Origin of the sequence: Paenibacillus ihumii (assembly GCF_001403875.1) — a bacterium.
Classification (GTDB): Bacteria; Bacillota; Bacilli; order Paenibacillales; family Paenibacillaceae; genus Fontibacillus; species Fontibacillus ihumii.
In genome coordinates, this window is sequence record NZ_LN884299.1 from 683,201 (window position 1) to 706,593 (window position 23,393).

18 protein-coding genes and 1 riboswitch are annotated in these 23,393 nt (G+C 54.3%); of the genes, 4 read left to right on the plus strand and 14 right to left on the minus strand.

Features of this window, described 5'->3' with window-relative positions; translation table 11 throughout:
• Positions 1-104: 104 nt before the first annotated feature.
• The 6 genes from BN2762_RS10835 to BN2762_RS10860 form a co-directional block, all read right to left on the minus strand.
• Positions 105-1,019 (minus strand): polysaccharide deacetylase family protein, encoded by a 915-nt coding sequence (locus BN2762_RS10835; protein ID WP_055107017.1) that lies wholly within the window; start codon positions 1,017-1,019, stop codon positions 105-107.
• Positions 1,016-2,326, minus strand: coding sequence for an MFS transporter (locus BN2762_RS10840; RefSeq protein WP_055107018.1), 1,311 nt, complete (start codon positions 2,324-2,326; stop codon positions 1,016-1,018). Before BN2762_RS10840 ends, BN2762_RS10835 begins: the two co-directional genes overlap by 4 nt.
• Before the next feature lie 345 nt (positions 2,327-2,671).
• Positions 2,672-3,598, minus strand: coding sequence for an ATP-binding cassette domain-containing protein (locus BN2762_RS10845; RefSeq protein ID WP_083484872.1), 927 nt, complete (start codon positions 3,596-3,598; stop codon positions 2,672-2,674).
• The gene (ssuC, locus tag BN2762_RS10850) at positions 3,550-4,350 is read right to left on the minus strand and encodes an aliphatic sulfonate ABC transporter permease SsuC (RefSeq protein WP_055107019.1); all 801 of its coding nucleotides are present in this window, start codon (positions 4,348-4,350) and stop codon (positions 3,550-3,552) included. Before ssuC ends, BN2762_RS10845 begins: the two co-directional genes overlap by 49 nt.
• 16 nt (positions 4,351-4,366) lie before the next feature.
• Positions 4,367-5,512: an FMNH2-dependent alkanesulfonate monooxygenase gene (gene ssuD / locus BN2762_RS10855; protein WP_055107020.1), complete on the minus strand. Its 1,146-nt coding sequence runs from the start codon at positions 5,510-5,512 to the stop codon at positions 4,367-4,369.
• 36 nt (positions 5,513-5,548) lie between these two features.
• On the minus strand, positions 5,549-6,604 hold the full coding sequence (locus tag BN2762_RS10860) for a sulfonate ABC transporter substrate-binding protein (RefSeq protein WP_055107021.1): 1,056 nt from the start codon (positions 6,602-6,604) through the stop codon (positions 5,549-5,551).
• A gap of 415 nt (positions 6,605-7,019) precedes the next feature.
• Here BN2762_RS10860 and BN2762_RS10865 point away from each other — a divergent pair, with 415 nt between their 5' ends.
• Positions 7,020-7,673, plus strand: coding sequence for an SGNH/GDSL hydrolase family protein (locus BN2762_RS10865; RefSeq protein WP_055107022.1), 654 nt, complete (start codon positions 7,020-7,022; stop codon positions 7,671-7,673).
• Between the two features lie 173 nt (positions 7,674-7,846).
• Here the strand turns inward: BN2762_RS10865 and BN2762_RS10870 are convergent, their stop codons facing one another.
• The 6 genes from BN2762_RS10870 to BN2762_RS10895 form a co-directional block, all read right to left on the minus strand.
• Complete coding sequence (locus tag BN2762_RS10870) at positions 7,847-9,667, minus strand: APC family permease (RefSeq protein ID WP_055107023.1); 1,821 nt, start codon at positions 9,665-9,667, stop codon at positions 7,847-7,849.
• A gap of 166 nt (positions 9,668-9,833) precedes the next feature.
• Positions 9,834-10,001, minus strand: a riboswitch (cyclic di-AMP (ydaO/yuaA leader).
• Between the two features lie 178 nt (positions 10,002-10,179).
• Complete coding sequence (locus BN2762_RS10875; protein ID WP_222861060.1) at positions 10,180-10,545, minus strand: hypothetical protein; 366 nt, start codon at positions 10,543-10,545, stop codon at positions 10,180-10,182.
• A 674-nt stretch (positions 10,546-11,219) separates the two neighbouring features.
• Positions 11,220-12,464: an SPFH domain-containing protein gene (locus tag BN2762_RS10880; protein WP_055107025.1), complete on the minus strand. Its 1,245-nt coding sequence runs from the start codon at positions 12,462-12,464 to the stop codon at positions 11,220-11,222.
• A 21-nt stretch (positions 12,465-12,485) separates the two neighbouring features.
• Positions 12,486-13,280: a TPM domain-containing protein gene (locus BN2762_RS10885; RefSeq protein ID WP_055107026.1), complete on the minus strand. Its 795-nt coding sequence runs from the start codon at positions 13,278-13,280 to the stop codon at positions 12,486-12,488.
• Positions 13,277-14,305, minus strand: coding sequence for a TFIIB-type zinc ribbon-containing protein (locus BN2762_RS10890; protein ID WP_055107027.1), 1,029 nt, complete (start codon positions 14,303-14,305; stop codon positions 13,277-13,279). The genes BN2762_RS10885 and BN2762_RS10890 overlap by 4 nt, the downstream gene beginning before the upstream one ends.
• A gap of 151 nt (positions 14,306-14,456) precedes the next feature.
• The gene (locus BN2762_RS10895; protein ID WP_055107028.1) at positions 14,457-15,116 is read right to left on the minus strand and encodes a PspA/IM30 family protein; all 660 of its coding nucleotides are present in this window, start codon (positions 15,114-15,116) and stop codon (positions 14,457-14,459) included.
• A 348-nt stretch (positions 15,117-15,464) separates the two neighbouring features.
• Between BN2762_RS10895 and BN2762_RS10900 the strand changes: the two genes are divergently transcribed.
• The 3 genes from BN2762_RS10900 to BN2762_RS10910 are packed head-to-tail and all read left to right on the plus strand — an operon-like array spanning position 15,465 to position 18,647.
• Complete coding sequence (locus tag BN2762_RS10900; RefSeq protein WP_055107029.1) at positions 15,465-16,628, plus strand: glycosyltransferase family 2 protein; 1,164 nt, start codon at positions 15,465-15,467, stop codon at positions 16,626-16,628.
• Positions 16,625-17,395, plus strand: coding sequence for a class I SAM-dependent methyltransferase (locus BN2762_RS10905; RefSeq protein ID WP_187386507.1), 771 nt, complete (start codon positions 16,625-16,627; stop codon positions 17,393-17,395). Before BN2762_RS10900 ends, BN2762_RS10905 begins: the two co-directional genes overlap by 4 nt.
• A 22-nt stretch (positions 17,396-17,417) precedes the next feature.
• A complete protein-coding gene (locus tag BN2762_RS10910; protein WP_055107030.1) occupies positions 17,418-18,647 on the plus strand; it encodes a sugar efflux transporter in 1,230 nt (409 codons plus the stop codon).
• 176 nt (positions 18,648-18,823) lie between these two features.
• Here BN2762_RS10910 and BN2762_RS10915 read toward each other — a convergent pair whose 3' ends face one another.
• Positions 18,824-21,610: a glycoside hydrolase family 3 C-terminal domain-containing protein gene (locus tag BN2762_RS10915; RefSeq protein ID WP_392391590.1), complete on the minus strand. Its 2,787-nt coding sequence runs from the start codon at positions 21,608-21,610 to the stop codon at positions 18,824-18,826.
• A gap of 124 nt (positions 21,611-21,734) precedes the next feature.
• The gene (locus BN2762_RS10920; protein ID WP_055107032.1) at positions 21,735-22,307 is read right to left on the minus strand and encodes a DUF1349 domain-containing protein; all 573 of its coding nucleotides are present in this window, start codon (positions 22,305-22,307) and stop codon (positions 21,735-21,737) included.
• Positions 22,308-23,393 lie beyond the last annotated feature (1,086 nt).

Here is a 23,393-nt window from a genome sequence, read left to right on the forward strand (position 1 = left end):
GATTTAGGCCCTTGGAAATGGGCATTTTCTCCATATGCTGACATACAGGCTGTACTTCTTCCTCGCTACCAGCAAGAGACAGGCAGCTGCATACCCGGGCTGTATTACCTCTTCACCAGCTCCCATACAAGCCGGAGGCTCGCCCTTACCCGGGAACGCCGCAGCCTCTCCTGTACATAACGATAGTCCGCCAATTCCACCCGGGCGTCCCGCATTGCGTAAGCGAAATCATCATCAAACAGCAAACGAAACTCCCACACCCGCTTCTCCCAATCGGGAATATGCTCCACCATCCATGCATCTTCCCTTCCCGGGTGAAAATACGTCTCGCTTACGCCGGGCGGAAGCCTGTAGAGCTTCCCGATCATGGATCGCTTGAAGCTGTCGTATGTCTCCCCGGCCTGCCGGCCGAAGGGATGCGACAGCAGGTAATCGGGAATCGGCACCCCCAGCGTATCCGCCAGTGCGGCGGCACGCGCTACCGGACGCTCGATGCCGGACAGCGAGCTAAGAAGCGGATCCTCTTTATAAATGTAACGGAAGAACCTCGCCGGCAGGCCCCACCGCGCTGCCTTCCAGAACATCAGCGGCAGCAGGCTGCGCCCCGTTGCCATGCCGTACAGGCTGCCCATGTGATTATCAACATGGCTGAGCGTTATCCCTGCCCGGTTAACCCGTTCGTACTGAGCATCCAGCTCCTTGGCCACCGCTTGAGCACGCGCCTTCTGCTCAAACTCTCTTACGGTCATATGCTGATACCCGCTCTCATCCTGAAGCGATGCATCGCCGGTTAGACTCGCCCAGCGCAGCGCCGGGAATTCGCTGGTCAGCGTGAGGTGGAGCCCGATATTGGGCTGCCGCCGACGCGCGCCCCAGGCTGCGGCTTCTTCAAAGCCGGGAGCTGTCGCCATCATGGTTGCCGAGGAGGCTTTGCCTTCCTCCAGCAAATGCATGATGGCCTGATTCATGGCCGTGCTTTGTCCGAAATCATCGCAGTTGATAATCAACTTTTTATTCATGGCTGCCGTGGCTCCCCTCCGTCCTGTGTTCCCGAAAAGTCAAATTTCACCGAATACGATATTATAACGGATATTAGCAGCAAGCATAGCGGCACAGCGCTAATCAGCCATTGGAACACCAGCTCCGGCGCAGGCCCCGGGCGCTCCCCGCTCTCATAGCCGAAGGCCAGGCCGACCACAAAAAAGGCCAGCGCCGAAATCAATCCGCTCGACCGCGTAATGAATCCGCTTACAGCAGTGTAGATGCCCTCTCTCCTTAAGCCGGTTTTGGCCGCATCCTCGTCGATGATTCGTCCTCCCACCAGCGCCGGAGTCACCAGGAAGCCGGCCAGGCCAAAGCCGAACACGATGCCCGCAAGCATGCCGCTGGCCAAATCATGCCCGAACCAGAGAGGGATGACCGATAGCCCGTAAGCGGCCAGCGATAGACGCCAAGCCCTGACGCCGTTCATGCTTCGAATGATCCAGTACCATAAGAATACCATAGGAATAACCGATACGAACACAGAAGCCAGCAGGATAGAGACCGAGGCCTCCGAAATATGCAGGACGTATTTGGCGTAAAAAGGAATGATCGAGCTGACAAGACCATTCACAGTTTGCGCAAATGAATTGGCGATATTGAATACCCAGAACTTCTTATTCCGCAGCGTCTCCCGAAAAGCGGCCACCAGCCTTAACGGCTCCCCTTGGCCCGTGTCCCCGCTCTCCCGCACGCTCATCATACACAGGAACATGAATACAGCGAATACGCCGGCGTAAACGATAGCCATATTGGAAAAGCCGATTGCCGTGAAAAGAATAGGCGTTAGCGCAGTTCCGACAAGCAGCGCCGCAACCTGGTAGCCCTGCTGGATCGCAGAGGCTTTGGCGCGAAGGCTGTCTCCGCGAAACAGCTCCGGGAACAGGGCCCCGTAATTCACCCACAGCACGGTAGCTGCGGCCTCAAAAAGAATAAGCATGATCAGGAACCAGATGAACAGCCCCTGCTCCGTTAATCCATCGGGAGGGGAGAATACCAGGACGAAACACAGCATGAAAAGAGGCATCGCCCCGAATACCCATGGCCTGCGGCGGCCATAACGAGTACGCGTCCGATCCGACCAATACCCGAATAACGGGTTGTTCACGGCATCCCAGATCAGAAAAACCGTTCGGGCCAACGTAGCCAGTCCAATGCCCAGCCCCAGCTTCTCCACATAGAAATAGCTGTAGAACGAGCTGAAGGCCTGACTCGGCACCATCATTGCAAACATCCCCAACGCAAATGCGTACGGTGAGTTGATCCATTTCCCTTCTACACGCATGTCCCCACACTCCCGCAGAGTAAATAAGTGCCCGAGGCGAAACAACTCAATCGAAGAAGCACCGTGCAAAATACCCCAACAAAAATGCACCCATCGATGCAATCAGCGATCCCGCCTGAGCTGTGCGATCCGATTACACGATTACACCGATTACACCGATACTGCCAAATGCAGGCAGGTCTTAGTGGTTCCACGGTTTGACGACGCCGAGCAGCCCGCCTTAGGAAATCAATCAAGCGATCCTGGCAGGATCGCTTGATTGATGAATGATTCCGTATGGAGCGGGCATGCTTCATTTCTATGCATGCTGCTTTATTTTTAGAACCGGACAAGCCGGGAGGAACATCAGATATCGTATAAAGGAACATGGGGACCACGCTGCTCCCGATCATCCCGGGCCAGTACCCGGTCAAGGATGACCTGTTCAAAATGGGCAAAGCCCGCATCCCGATTCCGCGGCCGGGCCAGCGCAATTCGCAGATCCAGGGCAATCTGCCCTTCCTCGATCAGAATAACCCGGTCCGCCAGCGCCACCGCCTCGCTCACGTCATGCGTGACCATGACGGCCGTAAAGCCCTGCTGCCTCCATAGATGCTCGATCAGGCGCTGCATCTCGATGCGGGTTAGCGCATCAAGGGCCCCAAGCGGCTCATCAAACAGCAGCAGCCGCGGATGGCCGACCAGCGCCCGGGCCAGGGCAACCCGCTGGCGCTGGCCCCCGGACAGCACGGACGGCCACTCGCCCGCCCGGTCTGCCAGCCCGACCAGCTTCAGGGCTTCATAGGCGCGCCGCTCGGGATCGTCTGACCCAGAGCCGGTCAGGCCCAGCTTCACATTGTCCAGCACGGTATTCCAGGGCAGCAGGCGCGAATCCTGGAACATGAATCTTGCAGCAGGGTGAATGCCGCGAACCTCCTGTCCCGCCACCCTTAACGAGCCGCTGCTCGCCTGGTCGAGCCCTGACAGGAGGCGAAGCAGCGTGCTTTTCCCGCAGCCGCTCTGGCCGACGATGGCGACGAAGCTGCCGGGCTCCACCGCAAGCTGGAGGCTCCGCAGCACCTGCTTGCTGCCAAACTGCTTGGACACCGCGTCCAGCTCAATCGCTACGCCGTTCAAGGGCGGGCTGTCCTGCAGAACACCCTTCCTGCTCTCGTCTGCTTCAGCCGGGTGGGACGCCTCTTCCGGCGGCGCATCCAGGTATGGCTCCCCGTGCGCCTCCTTTCTCAGGCGCTCTTGAATGGCGAGCCTTCCTTGGCGAAGTGCGGATGCCATCTCAGCCACCTCCTCTCAAAGCCTTTGGCCATCAAGTCCGACAGTTTACCGAGCAGCGCATACAGCAGAATGCTGAGCACCACGACGTCCAGCTGGAAGAACTCCCGCGCATTCATCGCCATATATCCGATGCCCGAATTGGCGGCGATCGTCTCGGCCACGATCAACGTCAGCCACATGATGCCGAGCGCGAAGCGGAAGCCGACCAGTATCGACGGCAGCGCGCCGGGCAGAATAACCCGCCGGTACAGCTGCCAGTGGCGCAGCCCGTACACCTGCCCCATTTCAATCAGACTTGGATCGACCGAACGAATCCCGTGCAGCGTATTAATGTACATCGGGAAGAACACGCCCAGCGCGACGAGAAATATCCGCCCCTCTTCCCCGATGCCAAACCAGGCGATCACCAGCGGGATCATGGCCAAATGCGGAACATTCCGGATCATTTGTATCGTGGAATCCGTCAGCTTCTCCGACAGCGGAATAACCCCGTTAAGCAGCCCGAGAATAAAGCCGAGCAAGCCGCCGATGACAAAGCCGAGCAGCGCTCTCCAGGTACTGATGCCAATCGCCGCCGCCAGCTCCCCGTTCGTCGTCAATTTCCAGCCTGCCTGGAACACCTCAAGCGGCGACGGCAGCGTGCGCTCGGGCATCAACCCTGTGCTGCCGAGCATCTGCCAGGCGACCAGAATGAACAGCGGGATATACCAAGGCAGCGCCTGTATGAGCCATTTTCTCTTGATCTTCTGCATCCATATCGACTCTCCCTTAATGTGCCAATGCCTTCGGTGTAGGCCGCACGTTGTTTGCTATAAGCTCGCCGAACGGGCTGATGGAGGACGGCCCCGCCGCCTGGGTTCTTTGCTGGAGCGGCAGGAGCGGGAACAGCAGCTCCGCTACGCGGTAGGCCTCCTCCAAATGAGGGTAGCCCGAGAATATGAACGTCTCGATCCCTAATTCCGCATACTCCTTCATCCGCTCGGCGATGATTTCCGGAGTGCCGACCAGAGCCGTGCCGGCACCGCCGCGAACGAGGCCGATTCCTGCCCATAGATTCGGGCTGACCTCCAGCTGCTCCTTGCTGCCGCCATGCAGCGTAGACATCCGCTTCTGCCCAACCGAATCGAAGCGGGCAAAAATGCGCTGCGCCGCCGCGATCGTCTCCTCATCCAGATGCTTGATGAGATCATGGGCCGCAGCCCAAGCCTCGTCCTCCGTCTCCCGGACAATGACATGAAGGCGGATGCCGAAGCGAATCGTCCGGCCACGCGCTTCAGCCAGCCTGCGCATCTCGGCGATCTTCTTCGCAACCTCGGCCGGCGGCTCGCCCCAGGTCAAGTAGACGTCGACGTGATCCGCGGCAACCTGCAGCGCCGCCTCCGATGAGCCGCCGAACCACAGCGGCGGATGAGGCTGCTGAATGCCAGGGTACAGAATATGCCCGCCTTCGACCCGCAAATGCTTGCCTTCATAATCGACGTTCTCCCCGGACAGCTCCCGCCGCCAAATATCCAGGAATTCATGCGTCAGCTCATAGCGGGCGGAATGCTCCAGGAACAGGCCGTCACCGGCCAGCTCCACCGGATCACCCCCGGCCACAACGTTCAGCAGCAGCCTGCCATTCGAAATGCGATCCAGCGTTGCAGCCATCCGCGCCGCCAGCGTCGGCGACGTAAGCCCCGGGCGAAGCGCGACGAGAAACTTCAGGCGCTGCGTAACAGGCACCAGCGAGGAGGCGACTACCCACGGATCCTCGCAGGAGCTCCCCGTTGGAATCAATACGCCCTCATAGCCAAGCCGGTCGGCAGCCCCGGCAATCTGCTGCATATAGTGAAGGTCCACGGCACGCGCGCCTTGGCTGGTCCCCAGATAACGCCCATCTCCATGGGTCGGTATGAACCAAAATACTTTCATTCTCGTCTCCTCCTTGATCCGTGCCTGTGCACGTGTTTATTTCAAAATCGCCTCATGAATGTCCAGCTTGTCCGGGATCAGCCCCAGCTCATGGAAGGTATCAGCTATCGACTGCTGGGCCTGAATCACCTCCTCGTCGATCTGCTGAACGCCATAGCCCCGGCGCCCTGCAGCCAGCTCAAGCGATTCGACGTCAATGCCAAGCTGGGGCGACAGCTTCTCGGCCAGCTCCCGCGGATGCTCCTTGGACCAGGCATCGATCTTATCGGCCTCCTCCAGAAGAAGCTCCACAAGATCTGGATACTTCTCGGCAAACTCGCGGGTCGCCAGGTAAAACTCATGATTGGAGACGACGCCCTCCCCATTGGCGATCACCCTGCCCCCCGTTGCCGTCTCAGCAGCAGCGAGGAAGGGATCCCAGATCACCCAGGCATCCACGCTTCCTTTCTCGAATGCGGCGCGGGCATCGGCGGGCGGCAGGTATTTTACATCGACATCTTTATAAGCGACGCCGTTCTCCTCCAGCTGCTTCACCAGCAAATAATGAACATTCGAGCCTTTATTGAGGACAATGGTCTTCCCCTTCAGCTCAGCGACAGATTGAAGCGGTGAATCTTTCGGGACGATGATCCCCTCGCTTCGGGGACTGGCCGGCTCATGCGCCAGATAAACCAGCTTAGCGCCAGCCGCCTGGGCAAAAATCGGCGGCGCCTCCCCCGCATGCCCGACATCGATGCTTCCCACGTTCAACGCTTCAAGCAATTGCGGGCCGCCCGGGAATTCCGTCCATTCGATCTTGATATTTCGCTCCTCCTCCAGACGGCGATCCAGCGCTCCGTCCGCTTTCAGAATATTGATCGTCCCATACTTCTGATATCCGATGCGGATCGTTATATCCCTCGTCTCAGACGGCGCATCCGCCGACGCTGGGTTCGATGAATTCGGGGCAGCTGCTCCTTCCGAGACCGGCCTCCCCTCCGGCGACCCGCCACCTCCACTTCCATTGCAGGCGGATAATACAACCGCCAGAAGCAATGCTGAAGCTGCCGCGATAACCCCCCGCGCTGTCCGTTTGGACCTTCTCTTTTCCATATCCAGCTCTCCCCCTTCTCTCCTCTTCCTCATCTGCCATAGCATCAAAAAACAATCAAATCATCCCTGAAAAACACAAAGGTCCCCCTGATCGAAAGGCAGGTACATGCCCCTGTTCGATAAGAGAGACCCTCCGGCGGTCCGGTAAAGTCGATTTAATTCAATTAATTCACATCAACTAACTTGGATTATTGTGTATGTTATCACTGGAATAAAGAGGTGTCAAGAATTAAAAATTTATGAGTATGCCCTTCCTTTTTATGCATCGCCTTTCGAGTTAGAGCTGTTTATTCGTCTGGAACCATATTGTAAGGCGTCGTGAAGCATTGCTATCTTTGTGCGCACACCCTATAACCAACGCCATATTATACCTATAAGATAGGCAATTATAAATTAAGAAAGGGATATATTTTCTATGATCTATACCGCTCTTGGCGATTCGATTACATTCGGGGAGAATGCCTCCTCCTTTACTAAAGCTTATCCGCAATTAGCCGTGTCGATGGCCCGTGCATCTGACTCCGGGAGGATTGTAGGATATGTGCTGGCTCAGCCCGGCTGGAGCACCTATGATCTGCTGGATGCCGCAGTATGGCAGGGCGCCCCCGTGATCAGCCGTTCTGCCGTCGTCTCGGTCTGGATCGGAGGCGTGGATTTGGCAAATGCGGCTCTGTCTGCGCTTACCAGCAAGCAAACTCTAGATCCAAAACCATTTGTAGCTCGTTATAAACAAAATTTGCACGCGATCCTGACTCAGATTAAAAATACCAGCCATGCTCGAATCCTCTGCTGCACGCAATATAATCCTTTTCCGAACAGCCCGCTGGCCGCCAAAGCGATCGTCGGCTTGAATCAATCGACGAAAGAGGTTGCCCAAAGCTATAACGCGAAGGTCGTCCCCGTCCATAAATGGTTCGAAGGCAAACAAGACCAGCTGATTTATGGATATCGCAAAGGGAAGATTGAGGATGCCTTGGGCGGCTTCCTGCCCATCCATCCCAATGACCGGGGCCATCACGTGGTCGCGAAAGGCCTGGTTCCTTATCTTGGGGCGGGAAAGAACATCTGATATCCGGTATGTGACCTTGGCATTTGTACGCTCGGCGTGCGCCTACTATTTGCTCACTCTTCCTTCCCTGGTGCACAATTGTTCCAGGCCGCGCACAAGCAAGAGCAGGTGTAGCAGCAGGAGTCGATGCCGCAGCATCTCATCGCTAATGCGATCCAGCCGTGTCCGGAGCACTATTTTTTCAAATGATAAGGCACGGTTGTAATAATGACATCCTTGCGATAGAGCAGGTAGGTCCGGATCATCAGGCTGGTTTGGTTATGCAGGAAGTTATGCCAGCCCTTCTTCGGAATGAATTGGGGAATGATGACCGTAACCTGGTAATCGTTCTTGCTCGCTTTGCGCTGTACCGTATCGATGAATTTGCTGAGCGGTGTAATAATGCTCCGGTAAGGAGAGTACAGCGTCACCAGCCTGATATCCGGCCAGGAGCGATTCCACTTCTCTTCAAAGCGGGCGATATCCTCTCTCTCGAACGGGATATACACAGCGATGATCTGATCCGCCGACAAGGATTTGGCGTAATTCAAGGAATGATCCACGACATGCGTAATGCCCGATACCGGCAGGATAATGACGTTCCCCGAAATCGGCACCGCCGGTTCACAGGTCGTCAGCCGCAGCTGCTCGCCCACCGCCTCATAGTGACTCTTGATACGATAGAATAACCAGACGATCAGCGGCAGGAAGATTAGAACCGGCCATACCCTTGTAAATTTGGTTAAGAAGAACACGAGCGAGACCGTTAAAGAGATCAAAGCGCCGATGGAGTTGATGATCAGCTTGGTCAGCCAGCCCGGCGGCTTCTCGCGAATCCACTTCATCATGATGCCGGTCTGCGATAAGGTGAACGGAATGAAGACACCGACCGCATAGAGCGGGATCAGCTGCTCCGTCTGTCCCTGGAACGCGACGATCAAAATGATAGATAACAGGCCCAGGCTGATAATACCGTTGGAATACCCCAGCCGGTCCCCCCGTACCGTGAACATTCTCGGTATGAACCGGTCATTAGCCAGGTTCACGGCCAGCAGCGGAAACGCCGAATACCCTGTGTTGGCAGCCAAAATGAGAATCAAGGCCGTCGTTCCCTGGATAAAATAGTACAGCGCATTCCTGCCGAAGGTATGCTCAGCGATTTGCGAAACGACCGTCTTCTCTGGATGAGGCGTGATCCCGTAATAGTAGGCCAGGAACACGATGCCCGAGAACAGCACGGCGAGCAGCGCGCCCATCGCCAGCAGCGTCTTAGCCGCATTGTTCGGCGCAGGGTCTTTGAAGTTCGGAATGGCGTTGGAGATCGCCTCTACCCCCGTCAGGGCCGAGCTCCCCGAGGCAAAGGCCCGCAGCAGCAGGAACAAGGTCATGCCTGCCACGGGCGTGCCGACCGGCACATGCAGCTCCGGCGAGGCGTGGCCCGTGACAATATTGTAGAGTCCAACGGCGATTAGGACGAATAAGGCCAGCACGAATAAATATACGGGATAAGCCAGAATGGTAGCGGACTCGGTAACCCCCCGCAAATTCAGCAGGGTGAGAAGAATGACGAATACGACAGCAATGAAGACCTTATGTGCATGCAGGCCCGGAAATGCGGACGTGATCGCATCCGTCCCTGCGGACACACTGACGGCTACGGTCAGAATATAGTCGACCAATAAAGAGCCGCCGGCAACCAGCCCCGGGAAGACCCCCAGATTCTGCTTGGAGACCACATACGCTCCCCCGCCTTGCGGGTATGCAAAAATAATTTGCCGATAGGATAAAATAAGAGCTGTCAATAAGATCAATACGCCGATCCCGATCGGTATGGAATACCAAAATGCCGCTGTACTAACGGTAACCAGCACGAGCAAAATTTGCTCCGGTCCATAGGCTACGGAGGATAGGGCGTCAGAGGATAGTATGGCCAGCGCTTTTTTCTTATTCAGCTTCTGCTCCCCTAATTCCGTCGATTTCAAAGGCCGCCCAAGCAGCAATCTTTTTACTGTCATCCTGTTTCCACCACCAATTTGAGATATGGGACATTTTGTATCGTACCCTCTTGATTTATCCATTATCCGTACAAGCCAGCCCCTCCCTGCTCCTCAGATCACGAAAAAAGGCCGCAGGAAAGTTGGCCTTTCCCGCGGCTGTTTAAAAAAACGTGGGCACGCGACAAATTCCTCTTTCGTAACGCTTACGAGGTTAGCTGACGGATTCGGGCCTGAAAGTAGCCCTACACTTGACGTATCTGATTCAGATCAAGCGATTCACCCCTGGGAGGCAGTATATGCGCATCCCTCCGGTTCCCCCGTTTCTGACTGTAGAATTCAGCGATCAAGGATTATTCATTCTATAAACCAGTTCGTCATGAATGAAATCTTACTCCCCTAACAGGGCCCCTGTAAAGAAATAAGGAAGCCGGAATGGGCTCAAAAACAGCCCCTCCGGCCTCGATAGCGCGCTTACATTTCCCGCGGACTTCCCCGGGCTCATTTTCTTGCGTTCCCTTTTACCAGTTTGATTATTTCACCTTCAGCTTCAGGAAGCGTCCGCCGTAGGTGTAGATCAAGTTAACCCGCTTGTGGTTGGAGCCATCATTATTAACAACATAGATGTTTTCGTCCAGATAATAGTAAACGACATCCCCGATTGCCGTCACTTCTTTGAACCGTTGCCAGTGCATGCTAAATTCCAGCGGCTTGTTCACCAGCTGCTGCTTCGCTCCCGTAGCGATATTGGCCCTGTACAGGGACTGCGTCCAATCAGAGCCCTGGCTCTCCTCGCTAAAGTAAATATTTCCCCGGTATACGTCGAATATGCTCTGCCCCGGAAGCGTTAGCTTGCAAATGGCTCTTTTATTCGAGCCATCCAAATTCATTTCCTTCAATGTTTTGGTCCGATTATCAAGATAGTATATTCTAGACTGTCCTATATGATGCATATACCAAATTGTCATATATGATGCATAGGCACGGAAGTATAATGCATAGGCACCAAACTGTCATTAGTTAATGGAATTCATGTATCTAATTTTGCTCATACTGAATGCCTTAATATATTAGATGGATTTGATGCACCTAAAATCAAGAATTCAGCCGTGATTGGCCACTTCTCTTATTCTAATGACATCAACTCCATCTAAATCTACTCCACCTTCTTTTCCGCAGAAACTAACTCCTATAAATCCATTTATTATCAGTTGAACAATAAAACAGAATCTCACACAAGTACGGACAGTTAAAAAGCAATAGTTCAACCAAGTGAGTTACTTCTGACCAAGTGGATTAGTTTCCATGGGTGTTCCGCTGGGTTGGTTCCGCTGGGTTGGTTCCGATGGGTTGGCTCCAGTGGATTGATTCCAATACTTGTTCCAATGGTTGTTCCGATAGTTGTTCCGATAGTTGTTCCGATAGTTGTTCCGATGAGGGGTTCCAGTGGGTTAGTCCCAACAAGTAGGTTAGTTATCCGACCAATGAAATGGTTTGCTGCAAAAAAAGAATTAAACGCATGAGCCATCATCACTGGCCCATCGTCTAATTCTTTTTTTACAATAAATTATTTTCAGTTCAGCTTCTGGCCGCAATTCGGGCAAAAGTTCGCCCCTTCGTTCTTGGTGCCGCAGTTCGGACAGAAATTAGGGCGTTTGCCGCCTTCGGCAGAAGGAGCCGCCGCTAGGGGCTGTTGGTTCTGCTGTTGGTTCTGCTGTTGGTTCTGCTGTTGGTTCTGCTGTTGATCCTGCTGCTGGTTCTGCTGCTGGTTCTGCTGCTGGTTCTGCTGCTGGTTCTGCTGCTGGTTCTGCTGCTGGTTCTGCTGGTAGTTCTGCTGTTGATCCTGCTGTTGGTTGTACTGTTGATTATGCTGCTGGTTCTGCTGGTAGTTCTGCTGCTGGCTTGGGGACTGGCCTGCAAACGGACTCTGGCTTTGGGGCTGCCCTGAAGGCGGATTCTGGCCTGGATTGTGATTCATGTTCATGTTCTTCATCATCTCGTTCGCCATGGTCATGCCCATCATCATGCCTGCCATGTCCGAAGCCATGCCACCGCCCTGCACCTTGCCGGAAGCGATCCCGTCGGTCATGCTGACCTGCTGGTATTTGGACAAATTTCCAATCATTTCGTGGGACGCTGTCTTCGTGATCATATCCTGAATTTCCTGAGGATAGTTGAAGCTCATCACCTGGAAGCCGGTGATCGTCATTCCGTTGCCCAGCATTTCCATGTCCAGATCTTCACGAATGCCCTTGGCAATTTCCGCCGCATTCGCCTGCAGGTTGAACATGTCCTTGCCTTCCCGGCTGATCCATTTCATGAGCAGCTGATCCAGCACAGAGGTGATGCGGATTTTGACGTCCTCCACGAGGTAACTGCCCTTCATCCCGGCGATATTATCAATGAGCGTCACGTAATCACTGACTTTAAAGTTAAACGTTCCGTTAGCACGGATCGGCATGCCGCCCGGCAGCTGAGGCGTTGGAATCAGAATCGGGTTCTGCGTTCCCCATCGGACTGTAAATTCCTTCGTATTGACGAACAGAACCTCTACCCGCATGCCGCTGTTGAAACCGAACTTGAAGCCTTTTAACGTGGATAGAAAAGGAATAATCTCCGACTCGATATTGTACGAGCCTTCCTCCTTGAATATCCCCTCAATTTTGCCGTTATTTACGAAGATCGCGTCCTGGCCGGAACGGATGATCAGCTTACTGCCCTTCTTGATCTCCCGGTTGCTCCACTTCCAGAAGATCATATCATCTCTGAACTCTTCCCATTCTACGACGTTGGCGAATTGATTTCTAAAGAATCCCATCTTGCTCTCCCGTCCCTTCGATTAGAATTTTCCTCTGCTGCCGCTATGCGAATGGCCGCCGCCCGTAATTCCGCCGCCTCCGCCTCTGCCGCCGCCCGAGCTGCTGCTCGTGTTCCGCTCGATCTTGCGCTTCGTGGTCGTTGTCCGCAAATATTGATCCTGGCGGTCGACGATCCCTGAAGTGCTCGCGTCCTCATAGGTGCGCCGGTTAACCGTGACTCGGCCCCCGGTCCGGAAAGTCATGACTCCCACGACAAGCCCCCCGACGATAACAGCCGCTATTAGCTGGAAGCCCAGGCTAAACAGCGGATTCTCCGGATTCACTCCCGGCTTGATGCCCATGTATTTATGGGCGGTTTTAATATATTTTTCGAAAGCCCGCTTATAGTCTCCGTTGGATAAATCCGGTGTAATTTTATAGCGTATTTGATCAAGCCTGCCGTCATCCAGGTACTGCTCCGCCTTATAGAATCCGGCCAAATATACATCCCGGTTCTTCATGTCTAGGGTCAGGATCACTGCATTGCCATGAGGCTTGTCGTAGCCCAGAGCCATCTCATCGTAGAAATCCTGCGTCATAACCACAACATCGATATCCTCCGGATTGTTCGAGGTAATAATGATCATGTCCGTTTCCCTCTTCGCACCATACTTATTCGCCATCTCGTTCAGCTCAGCGTATTCCTCGGCGCTCAGCAGGCCCGCCTCGTCATAGATCAGCTTTTTCGTCTCTGCTGCTGCAGCTGTGCCAGCGGGAACGGTGAGATATGCGGCGAGAAGGAACAGAACCGCCAGTAACGCAAATTGCTTTCTCACAGGAACCCTCCCCCCATCATCCAGGAGATGACCTTCAAGGACAAGAAGGTGGCGCCCGATACGCCTGCAAACCAGGCGGCGACCTTCGCTTTGCTGATCGGCGGCTTGCCGACCACCTTCCCCGTCTGGCCGTTCATCGCGAACACGTACTCGGATCGGTTGTAGTCGTATTTCACCATCCATACCGGAATCAAGCAATAATCTGCCTGCTTCATGGTCGTATCGATCTGCTTATCGGTGAAGCTGACGGACGTATACCCTGTCACTGCGGATGAAATCGAAGACTCGATATAACTTCTGATTTTCTCCTTGGCCCTTGGAAGCAGCGCTTGTTCGTCATAGCTGTATTTGTCCGCGATATAGCCAGCGAGATAAGGACTCTTGAAGCCTTTCATTCGCTCGTAAGGAAAAGGCTCCAGCTTATCCATGAGCTCATCGTTCATTTTCTCCGATGCATCGATCGGCAGATTGACGTAATTCAGGCGGAGCTTGCGGTAGACTGCATAGTGCTGTGTCTCCGTGTATTGATAATCGCCCCGCGTATAGGTTCTTACTTTCGTAGCATGGCCATGAACCTCGACCCGGTTATGCAGCTCATACAGCCAGAAGGGGACATATACCCCCGTAATTCCCTTGATGCGATCTGCGGTCATGAAGCCGTCAGGGGTAAGCAGGCCGTTCCTGCACCACTTCCGGAAGGCGACCATCGCTTCCTCCTTACTGATCAAGAAAGGAAGCACCTTCGCTGGAGCCAGCTCCCCCGTCAAGCGGTCGCCGAGAACGGCAGCCGAGCCGCAGAAGCTGCACACCGTCGCTGTCGTCACTGCATCAGCCATAATGGCGGCCCCGCAGCTGTTGCATTGATATTCCCTCCGCTGATCCTCTGCGCTTACCTGCTCCAGCGGATCAGGAATCCCTTCAATATTGTCTTGTCTTCCACAGCCCTGGCAGGTCAATGCTCCGGTCCTGCCGTCAAAGACCATGCCGCTGCCGCAATTGGGGCATTTGTAGTCGATTACCGGCATTTACTCACCTCAGGTAACAAAAAAGTAGCTTGAAACACGATTCTTTCTTGTTCAATTTGATTGCTGCTCATTTATCTTCGACACTCGCAGGCGTACTGGCGCTAGAGTTATTGACTACTGCTCACGTTAGAGTTATAGACTGCTGCTCATGCTAGAGTTCAGCCTGCTTGCTTATGCTAGAATTCACACCCGGCTTCACGTTATCGTCCTGTTCCAATTGAACCGCCGGAGCGGAAGAATGGCCAAGCGTTTCTCCGGCTCGAAGCTCGGCCAATGCCAGCGCCTCTTCTGCGGCGAGATACACCTGCTCCTCCAGCTCATCCAACGAGCCGGCCGCCGCGCCTGTGCCCGCACCGCCACCCCGCGGGAGCCTGGAGGCAGCCAGCCTCTCCTTCAGCTCGGTATGCCGTGCCTCCAGCTGTCCGAGATCGGACACCAGCTTCTCCTCCAATTGCTTCATGCTTGCTGCCTTGGCAGCGGCCAGCTCATGAGCCTGCTCCAGCCCGCTCAACCTCTCGGACTGCTCTGCTCTCCGCCCCTGAAATCTCAGAGCGCCGTCTTCATCTCCCGCTTCCGCGGCCTTCTCCGCGTACCGCTGCAGCTTCCTCATCTCCGCCCGGCATTCATCCAGAGCTGCCTTGGCCCTTCGCTCATCCGCAAGCACCGCTTCCGCCTCCGCCTTCACCTGGCCCAGGTCACTGCGCAGGCTGCGCATATATTCGTCCATAGCCTTCGCCGGGTCTTCCGCCCGGTCCAGGAACGAGTTCACATTGGCTCTCATAATATCCCGAAACCTCGATAAGATGCCCATATAAAGTCCCCCCCTCGAAAGTCGCATTACCTAATAATACTTGAAATTCGTCAAAAAGGTTTCATTTTCGACTCTGCCTCGCTAAATTTACCAAAAAACGACAAATATAGCCGTTGCTAAGCATTTTTCTAGCAAGTAATATATTCATACTGGATCGTAACGATGACCCGAATGATATCCATTGAATCCATACTCAAGCCTTTCAATAAAATTGTCCTGGCCGCTAGAATCGAAACCGGTATCTTTTACTGCGATTCTTCAAGAGGCCGCATACCTGGAAAAGGGCTTGATCGAGCGAATGCTGACGGTGCTGAGCACTTCCGACGCGCATTTTAAAGGGGGAATACGATGAAAGCCAGCATTATCATGCCGACTTATAATAGTGTCAATCTGATCATTCCCTGCCTCATTTCGTTGAACCATCAGGTTCTGGAGGAGGGCAACAGCTTCGAGGTCATCGTCGTGGACGACGGCTCGAATGACGGCACAGGTGAAGCCATACAGGAGCTCGCCCCCAAGTATGAGCTGAAATACTTCTATATCGACAGGACGCTCGCTTCCTCCCGGGCGGCGGCCCGGAACCTCGGCCTGGCCGAGGCCGGGGGCGAGGTGGTCCTATTCCTGGACGGCGACCATCTGGTGCCTCCGCATTTCGTCCAGGAGCATTTGAAGTATCATCAGGAGCGGGAGGATCTCGTGGTAATTGGCTTCCGCAATTATTTAACCACGAATGAAATCGATCTCGAGGAGCTGAGAACAGGGTTCCGGTACGATCTGCTGCCGGAGCAGACCCCGGCAGACCGTCTGCTTGCCGTCGATGCCTTCTCGGAGAAAATGAATAATCTGGAGACCGTCTGGTACTTCTTCTTTACCTGCAATGCTTCTGTGCGTCGCCAGAGCATCCAAGAAGCCGGCTTGTTTCATGAAGATTTCAAGGGCTGGGGACTCGAGGATTGCGAGCTGGCCTACCGTTTGTATCAACAGGGGCTCACCTTCGTTTATGCAAAGAATGCGCTCATTTACCATATGTACCATCCCAGTGAATTCAACGAGGACCGTTACCGGAGCTGGCTGAGAAATCTGCACACCTTCCAGAAGCTGCATCCGTCCATCGATGTCCAGCTGCTCCAACTGCTCGAGCTCTTCTTCAATCCGGACATTCGCTTATTCTGGTTCGACAGCTATCTCCGGTTTGAGTACGCCGTGCGCGCAGCCCATGGGAAATTGCCCTACAGGGGACCTGTAAGCGTATACACCCTTCATTCGCGAGTCAGCGAGTCCCGCCTGAACGAGATCATTCAGGAGGCTGATGAGAGGGTCGTGTTCGTCATGGATGAGTCCGGTGATTTTCAAACCTCGCTGTCGCTGCTGTGCGCCAAAACCAAGTACGACCTGATGTACTACGCTTCGCCGTGCTGTTCGCAAAAGGATACGATCTACAGGCAGATCGCCCGATATGGAGTATGGAGGCAAGCTGATTACGGCGCGCCGATAAAGGAGGAGCATACATGAGCTCAATCAACCAGTGGAATGCGGATCTGTACGATGAGAAGCTAAGCTATGTCTCGCAGTACGGCAAGGGAATTCTCTCTATCCTGAACCCCCAGCCGGGCGAGCGTATTCTGGACATAGGCTGCGGGACCGGAGATTTGGCCAATGAAATTGCCCAGGCTGGCGCTGCAGTTACGGGGATGGATTACTCCGGTGAAATGATTCAGCAGGCCAGAATCAAATACCCGCATATTTCGTTCATAACCGCCAATGCTGAGAGCTACCGGCCGGAGGAAGCATTCGATGCCGTGTTCTCCAACGCGGCTCTGCATTGGATGAAGCATGCGCAGAATGTGGCAGAGACGATCTATCGCTGCCTCCGCCCGGGCGGCAGATTCGTAGCCGAGTTCGGCGGCAAGGGGAACGTCGGCATCATCACGGAGAATACCATAGCCGTCCTAGAAGAGGACCTGGGCGTCTCCGATGCCAGGGTGCGAAATCCCTGGTACTTCCCCAGCATAGCCGAATACAGCACCTTGCTGGAAAATCAGGGATTCCGGGTGACCTATGCCGAGCATTTCGACCGGCCTACACCTCTGGAGGACGGGGAGAACGGACTTCGCCACTGGCTCGCCTCCTTTACAGGCGATTTCTTCAGCGGCTTGTCCGAAGCGGAGAAGCAGCAGGCGTATGAGTTGATTATGGCTAGAACGAAGCCGCTTCTCTACGACGGCCAGACCTGGTCTGCGGATTACAAAAGAATTCGTATCGCTGCAATCAAGCATTGAAGCGAGGAGGAGGAGGAAGCCAATGCACAAGCTAAGACAAGTACTGGCTTTATTCACGATCCCTAACTACGGCATTCTTATCGTCTCGACCCTGCTGCTAGGGATTTGCATTTCCTTTACCTATCCCTTCCTCTCCTTATTCGGCGTAGACGAGGTGGGAATGTCGCCCTCTTATCTGGGGTATTTCATGAGCATTACGGCCATCTCCAGCGTGTTGATCAGCACGGTGCTGGGAAGGCTGTCCGACAGATATTGGGGAAGAAAATGGGTGATTATCCTCTCGGTTAGCGCGGCGATCATAGGTTACATACTGTTCATTTACGTCCGGAGCTATTACGCTCTGCTGATCATTGCCTTTCTATGCCTGGGGACGGCTTCGTCCGCATTCCCGCAAATGTTCGCATATGCGCGTGAGGAAGTGAACCGGAGCGGCGCGAAGCAAGCTGACATGGCCATCAATACATTAAGAATGTTCTTCTCTCTCGCTTGGGTCATCGGCCCGGCGATTGCAGCCCTGCTGCTGACCTCGGCCGGCTTTCAAGGCTTGTTCCTGTCCGCAGCTGCAACCTATGGCATCGTACTCGTCTTCGTTCTAGTGTTCCTGAAGAACCCGAACCGCCAGGAGAACGTGCAGAGAAATGAACCGCCTGTGAACTTGCGGAAATTTCTGCTGAAGCCTCGCATTGCTGGAGTATTAAGCTCGTTCATCCTGCTTAGCGTAGCCTCGGCCATGAGCCTGGTCAACCTTCCGCTCTATGTCACCCGGACGCTGCAGGGCAGCCAATCCGACGTAGGGCTGCTGTTCAGCGTAGCGGCGGCCGTGGAGATTCCGCTGCTGATCGGAGTAGGCTTACTGGCGGCGAAATACCGCAAATCCAATCTGATCAAGATCGGCGCCATCTTTGCGATTGCTTATTACGCCCTGGTTGCCGCCACCCCTATCGTATGGGCCATCGTTCCCATGCAGTTCCTGAGCGCTGTCACCGTGTCGATCATCATGGGGCTGGGCATCAGTTACTTCCAGGACCTGCTTCCCCAAGAGCCGGGAACCGCAACCACGTTATATTCCAACACCTCGGTTATCGGCAATATGCTGGGGGGAATTATCGCCGGCAGCATTGCGGAATGGTTCGACTTCCGGGTCGTTTTTATAGCCTGTGCGGTTATGGCGGCCGCGGCCTTCCTATTGCTGCTCTTCGACCGGGAATCCTCGGCGCAGGCGATCGAGGAGCATAATTCCGTTTCCACGTGAATCTTGAATCATACAGCGGATGCGTCTGTGGATGCGTCTGTGGATGCGTGCAAAGACGACAAAAATCCGGGATGATAACAACCTCCCGGATTTTTTTGTGCCTAATGATCTCTATTCATGTACCGTTTATCTCTATTCATGTTACCTTGCTGTACCGTGCCTTGCCTCGATTTAAATCAGATTTCGATCAGATTAAACTCGATCCAGCCGATCTGCAGGCCCGGCTTGAGGAAATCGAGCGTCAGCTCATACAGGCCTGCCTCCAGCTCGACCTTCACCAGCTTCTGCCGGATCCACTTGCCCTCCGTTCCGTTCGTCTGAATCGTAACCATCGGCTGGCCATTCAGCATGACATTGCATACGCTCTGCGCCAGCTCCGGCTCCGGGGACATGATGTTGACGATGATCCGATACTGTCCGGCCTGATCCACCTTCATATAGGTCCGCCCCGCAGCCGCTGGCTTAACCTGTGCATCGCGGGACAGCTCCTGGACCGCCTGCGCCTGCTCTGCGGCCAAAGCGGGATTCGCCTTGAAGGCATGAACCGTCTCAACGATCTCCTGCTTCCGCGAGAACACCGGAGCCTGCATCAGGAATGCACAAATATTCATCGCGCAGCGCTGCAGCTCCCCGCGGGTCAGCATGCCCTTCTCCAGCGACTCGAGCGTATTGTCATCATACGCATTGACCTCGGCGCCGTAGTTGGTAACGACCATATAGAGGTCGTTCTGCGCGCGGACCATGTAGTTCGTATATTTCCGATCCGCCGGGCCGCCGTGGACCACATCATTCATGACCGCCCACCAGTCTGTCATCACGATGCCCTTAAAGCCCCACTCCCCGCGAAGAATCGTCGTGTTCAGATCATAGTTCGAGGCGGCCCAATGCCCGTTGACCGGATTGTACGAGGTCATGATCGAATTCGCTCCGCCCTCCTTCACGGCGATTTCAAAGCCCTTGAGGTAAATTTCCCGCAGCGCGCGCTCGGATACGACCGCATCGACCTTGCTCCGGTGCTTCTCTTGATTGTTGCAGGCAAAATGCTTCAGCGTCGCATTGGAGCCCCCTTTGAGAATTCCCCGGGTGCAGGCTGCGGCGAACGCTCCCGTAAGGAGCGGATCCTCGGAGAAGTACTCGAAATTCCGCCCGTTCAGCGGACTGCGGCGAATATTAAGCCCAGGGCCGAGCAGCGTATCCACGTTGTTCCTCAGCAGCTCCTGGCCTTCCATCACGTAGAGCTCTTCGACCAGCTCCACATCCCAGGTCGCGGCCAGCAGCGTGCCGATCGCGACCTGGGTCGCCTTATCCCCGCTGTCCATCCGAATGCCGGAAGGACCATCGGCGGTGCAGCCGACCGGGATGCCGAAGCCAAGCAGTCGGTCGCTGACTCCGCCGAAGGCCGATGCCGTGCCCGGCGTCACCAGCGGGCTGCTCATGCCCTCGCCCCGGACGATCGTCGCCAGGTCCTCATCACTCAACTGGGCGATGAAGGCCTCCATGCTCACCTTGCCGTCATGAACATCCCTTAATTTATAGCCTCGATCCCCGGTTTGCGGCAAATCCGGCGGCAGATTCTTCTCAATCCGCTCCGCCAGGGAAATTCTCCGTTTCGGCACGGCCACGAACGTCAGCTCATAGGAGCCGTCTTCCTTCCGGGCCCCCGGCTTCATTCGGGTGAAGTCCTCCGTCGGAGCGAGAGCTTCCTCCAGCTGCTTCACCACTTGAAGCGCCTCCACCCCGTAGCCGTCCTTTCCTTCAAGCGTGATCTGCACCGCATTCTTGACGCTATTTCCGACATAGAATCGATACACCCCGGCCTCCAGCACATATGCGGAAGGAGCGCCAGTCACGCCGCCATCATCATACGAAGCCATCGCATGAACAGGGAAGCTCAGCGTCAAGCGCTGCGATTCGCCGGGCGCAAGCTCCTTCGTCTTGCCGAATGCGGCCAATGCCCGGGCCGGCTGACCCAACAGGCCTTGAGGAGCTTCATAATAGACCTGAATGACCTCCTTGCCGGCATAGACGCTTCCCGTGTTCGTGACCGTTACGCTGATTTCTATGCAGGGCTCCCCTTCCTTGTCTGCCAGCTTCGCTTCCTCTGGCTCAATCCGGAATTCCGTGTAAGACAAGCCGTAGCCAAATTCGAACTGCACCTTATCCGGGCAGAATGTCTCAAAATAACGGTACCCCACATAAATGTCTTCCTGATAGAGATTCTTGAACTCGCTCCCGTAATTGCGGGTCGATGGATAATCGTCAATGGAATAAGCGATCGTATCAGTCAGTTTGCCGCTTGGCGTCACGTCGCCGGCCAATACATCCGCGATGGCATTGCCGCCCTCCATGCCGCCCTGCCAGGCATAGATGACGCAGGGAATCGGATGCACGTAATCCGCATCATCCATCCAGCTCATATCGATGATGTTCGATACGTTCAGCACGACGATTGTCTGCTCGAAATAAGCGGTCACCTGCTTCAGCATATTTTTTTCCTCAGCGGTCAATTGATAGCTGCCCGGCTCATCGGCATTATCCTGATCCTCGCCCGCGGTGCGCCCGATGACGATAATCGCCTTGCCGGATTTGCTCCTCGCCTCGCGAACCAGCTCCTCGGTCAGGGGCATCTCCTTCTGGTGCCAGGGCTCAGCCGCCCAGCCTCCGCCGCCGTTGTCGAACGGATTCTGCTCGATCCACCTCTCGTATACGGCCGCCAGCTCCTCGTTCACGATGATGTTCTTCTTGCTGCGCAGACCGTCCAGCAGGTTCGTCGTATAAGCAACATTCACGCTGCCCCCCGAGCCCGTTCCGCTTCGGTAATAATTAATCTGGGTCCGGCCGAAAATTGCAACGGTTTCCTTGTCCTTCAGCGGAAGGGCTTGCCCTTCGTTTTTTAACAGCACAGCGCCTTCTGCGGCAGCTTTCCGGCTAAATTCAGCAAAGCCCTCTAATGGAACTCCCATTTTGCTCTTCGTCACTTTCTTCTCTCCCTATTTCTTTTTATCCACGATATCTATTCATCCGACAAAATATTATCATTTGAACATTAGTAGGGTTAAAGCGATTACATTTCATGGACACCCATACTTACTTCCCGGCCCTGATATTCTGCATCGTTATACGTTCCAGCTGAATATCCGAGAAATCACTGATCAAGCCTTTACCCGTCGGCGATTGAGAGACGATCCCGGCCTTTAGTGTATCGGAGGCCTTCATATGGAATACTCTGACCATCTGGTAATGGATCCCGTCTGTGGAATAATGCATCGCAAACGCGTTGCCCTTTCTGCCGATCTGCAGCCATACGCTCTGATCCGCCAGGCTCTGACCGTTGGCATCATCCGACCGGCCGTCCGTAACGACGCTGACCACGGCATATGTATCAAAATCCGTATATTCATGGCAGAGCTTCATCCAGCGGTCCTCCCGATCCATCACAAACAGCGCTGCCCCGTCGTAGGTCGATATGAAATCATGCCTTACCTTGGCCCGCAGGACAAAATCCCCCTGGACGTCGGTATAGAAAAACGGCGCATTGTTCTTGATTTCCCCGGTCTCCGGATGAATGAAAAAATCGGTGTTCCCCGGCGCGGGAATTTGGAGCAGACCCTCCTTCTCTATAACCCGGGATTCATTCAGCCACTTATCGAATAGGTTCATACGCTCTCTCCTAACGTTAGTTTTCTTTTAGTATAACTTATATTTGAAAGCCCTAACAGGAGCTAACTAAGCTCCACGCTGCTTGAATTTTATTGGAGAGGAGGTCCATGTGGGAAAGTCATGATCTGCCGGGCCTGACGCTAACGGACACACAGGTCGCTATTCCGATTTTTTGAGCGAATTTGATATGCTGAAAGGACCCTGGTTCCGCTATTCAGCCTATATGAACACGCTTTGCCCCACTTTTCCCTTGATAACGGAACTGCGGTCCGTTGACTTCGGAATTTGCGTTTTTTTGGGAAAATAGCGGATCTACGGTCCGCAAGACCGCCGGAGCAATCGATGGCACAGCGATCTTTCCCCTGCTGTTGCCGCCCATAAATTTATAAACCTCTATCCGGTCTAGAAGATACAGGACCCCTATCCAATAACTTCGAAAACTTAGAGGCTGCTTCATTTAGTCACATCCGCTTGTACTATACGGCGATGCCGGATGCCCCTCCCTGTTATACAAATTCGCCCTTGGTTCGATCTTACTTTATTCACATGCCTAGGGAAATGGCTCATTTTTAAGATCAAGCCCCAAAAATTCAACTTCATTCATAAACTATACGCGAGGCGGCCACTTCTGCAGCCACCGAACTCACCCGACAAACAAGTTCTCATTCTTGTGCGCATAAATATAATCAAATGCGGGCTGCAGCATAGTATTCGAAGCAACGTACCGCTTGCCCCCTTCTTTAATTTAGTATCGATGAGCTCTTCCGACAGTTCCTGCTGTATCGATTGGATTTTGCGGATCGCCCGGTCCGGTTTTTCGAAAGCTTCGACGGAGACGGGGGCATCCATATTGGAGATGAGCGCTTTCTTGTATAAATTGACCGTGGTATGCTTCTAAATCGCTTCCTCTAAATAAATATATGGCTTGTTCTGGCGAACGGCTTCCAGTCCGGCGCGAGCATCACTTGGAGCTTCTCCCGTTTCTCCAAATCAATGATTTCTTCTAAATCGAACCGGGACTTGGACATGGTAATATTCTCCTATTCAAAAAAACACGATAAGAAAACGCTTTAATTCGTCCTTCTT

Bases quoted from the DNA above. Each gene is read 5' to 3' on its own strand.
- BN2762_RS10835 (WP_055107017.1), bottom strand. From the start codon at position 1,019: ATGAATAAAAAGTTGATTATCAACTGCGATGATTTCGGACAAAGCACG.
- BN2762_RS10840 (WP_055107018.1), bottom strand. From the start codon at position 2,326: ATGCGTGTAGAAGGGAAATGGATCAACTCACCGTACGCATTTGCGTTG.
- BN2762_RS10845 (WP_083484872.1), bottom strand. From the start codon at position 3,598: ATGGCATCCGCACTTCGCCAAGGAAGGCTCGCCATTCAAGAGCGCCTG.
- ssuC (WP_055107019.1), bottom strand. From the start codon at position 4,350: ATGCAGAAGATCAAGAGAAAATGGCTCATACAGGCGCTGCCTTGGTAT.
- ssuD (WP_055107020.1), bottom strand. From the start codon at position 5,512: ATGAAAGTATTTTGGTTCATACCGACCCATGGAGATGGGCGTTATCTG.
- BN2762_RS10860 (WP_055107021.1), bottom strand. From the start codon at position 6,604: ATGGAAAAGAGAAGGTCCAAACGGACAGCGCGGGGGGTTATCGCGGCA.
- BN2762_RS10865 (WP_055107022.1), top strand. From the start codon at position 7,020: ATGATCTATACCGCTCTTGGCGATTCGATTACATTCGGGGAGAATGCC.
- BN2762_RS10870 (WP_055107023.1), bottom strand. From the start codon at position 9,667: ATGACAGTAAAAAGATTGCTGCTTGGGCGGCCTTTGAAATCGACGGAA.
- BN2762_RS10880 (WP_055107025.1), bottom strand. From the start codon at position 12,464: ATGGGATTCTTTAGAAATCAATTCGCCAACGTCGTAGAATGGGAAGAG.
- BN2762_RS10890 (WP_055107027.1), bottom strand. From the start codon at position 14,305: ATGCCGGTAATCGACTACAAATGCCCCAATTGCGGCAGCGGCATGGTC.
- BN2762_RS10895 (WP_055107028.1), bottom strand. From the start codon at position 15,116: ATGGGCATCTTATCGAGGTTTCGGGATATTATGAGAGCCAATGTGAAC.
- BN2762_RS10900 (WP_055107029.1), top strand. From the start codon at position 15,465: ATGAAAGCCAGCATTATCATGCCGACTTATAATAGTGTCAATCTGATC.
- BN2762_RS10905 (WP_187386507.1), top strand. From the start codon at position 16,625: ATGAGCTCAATCAACCAGTGGAATGCGGATCTGTACGATGAGAAGCTA.
- BN2762_RS10910 (WP_055107030.1), top strand. From the start codon at position 17,418: ATGCACAAGCTAAGACAAGTACTGGCTTTATTCACGATCCCTAACTAC.
- BN2762_RS10915 (WP_392391590.1), bottom strand. From the start codon at position 21,610: ATGGGAGTTCCATTAGAGGGCTTTGCTGAATTTAGCCGGAAAGCTGCC.
- BN2762_RS10920 (WP_055107032.1), bottom strand. From the start codon at position 22,307: ATGAACCTATTCGATAAGTGGCTGAATGAATCCCGGGTTATAGAGAAG.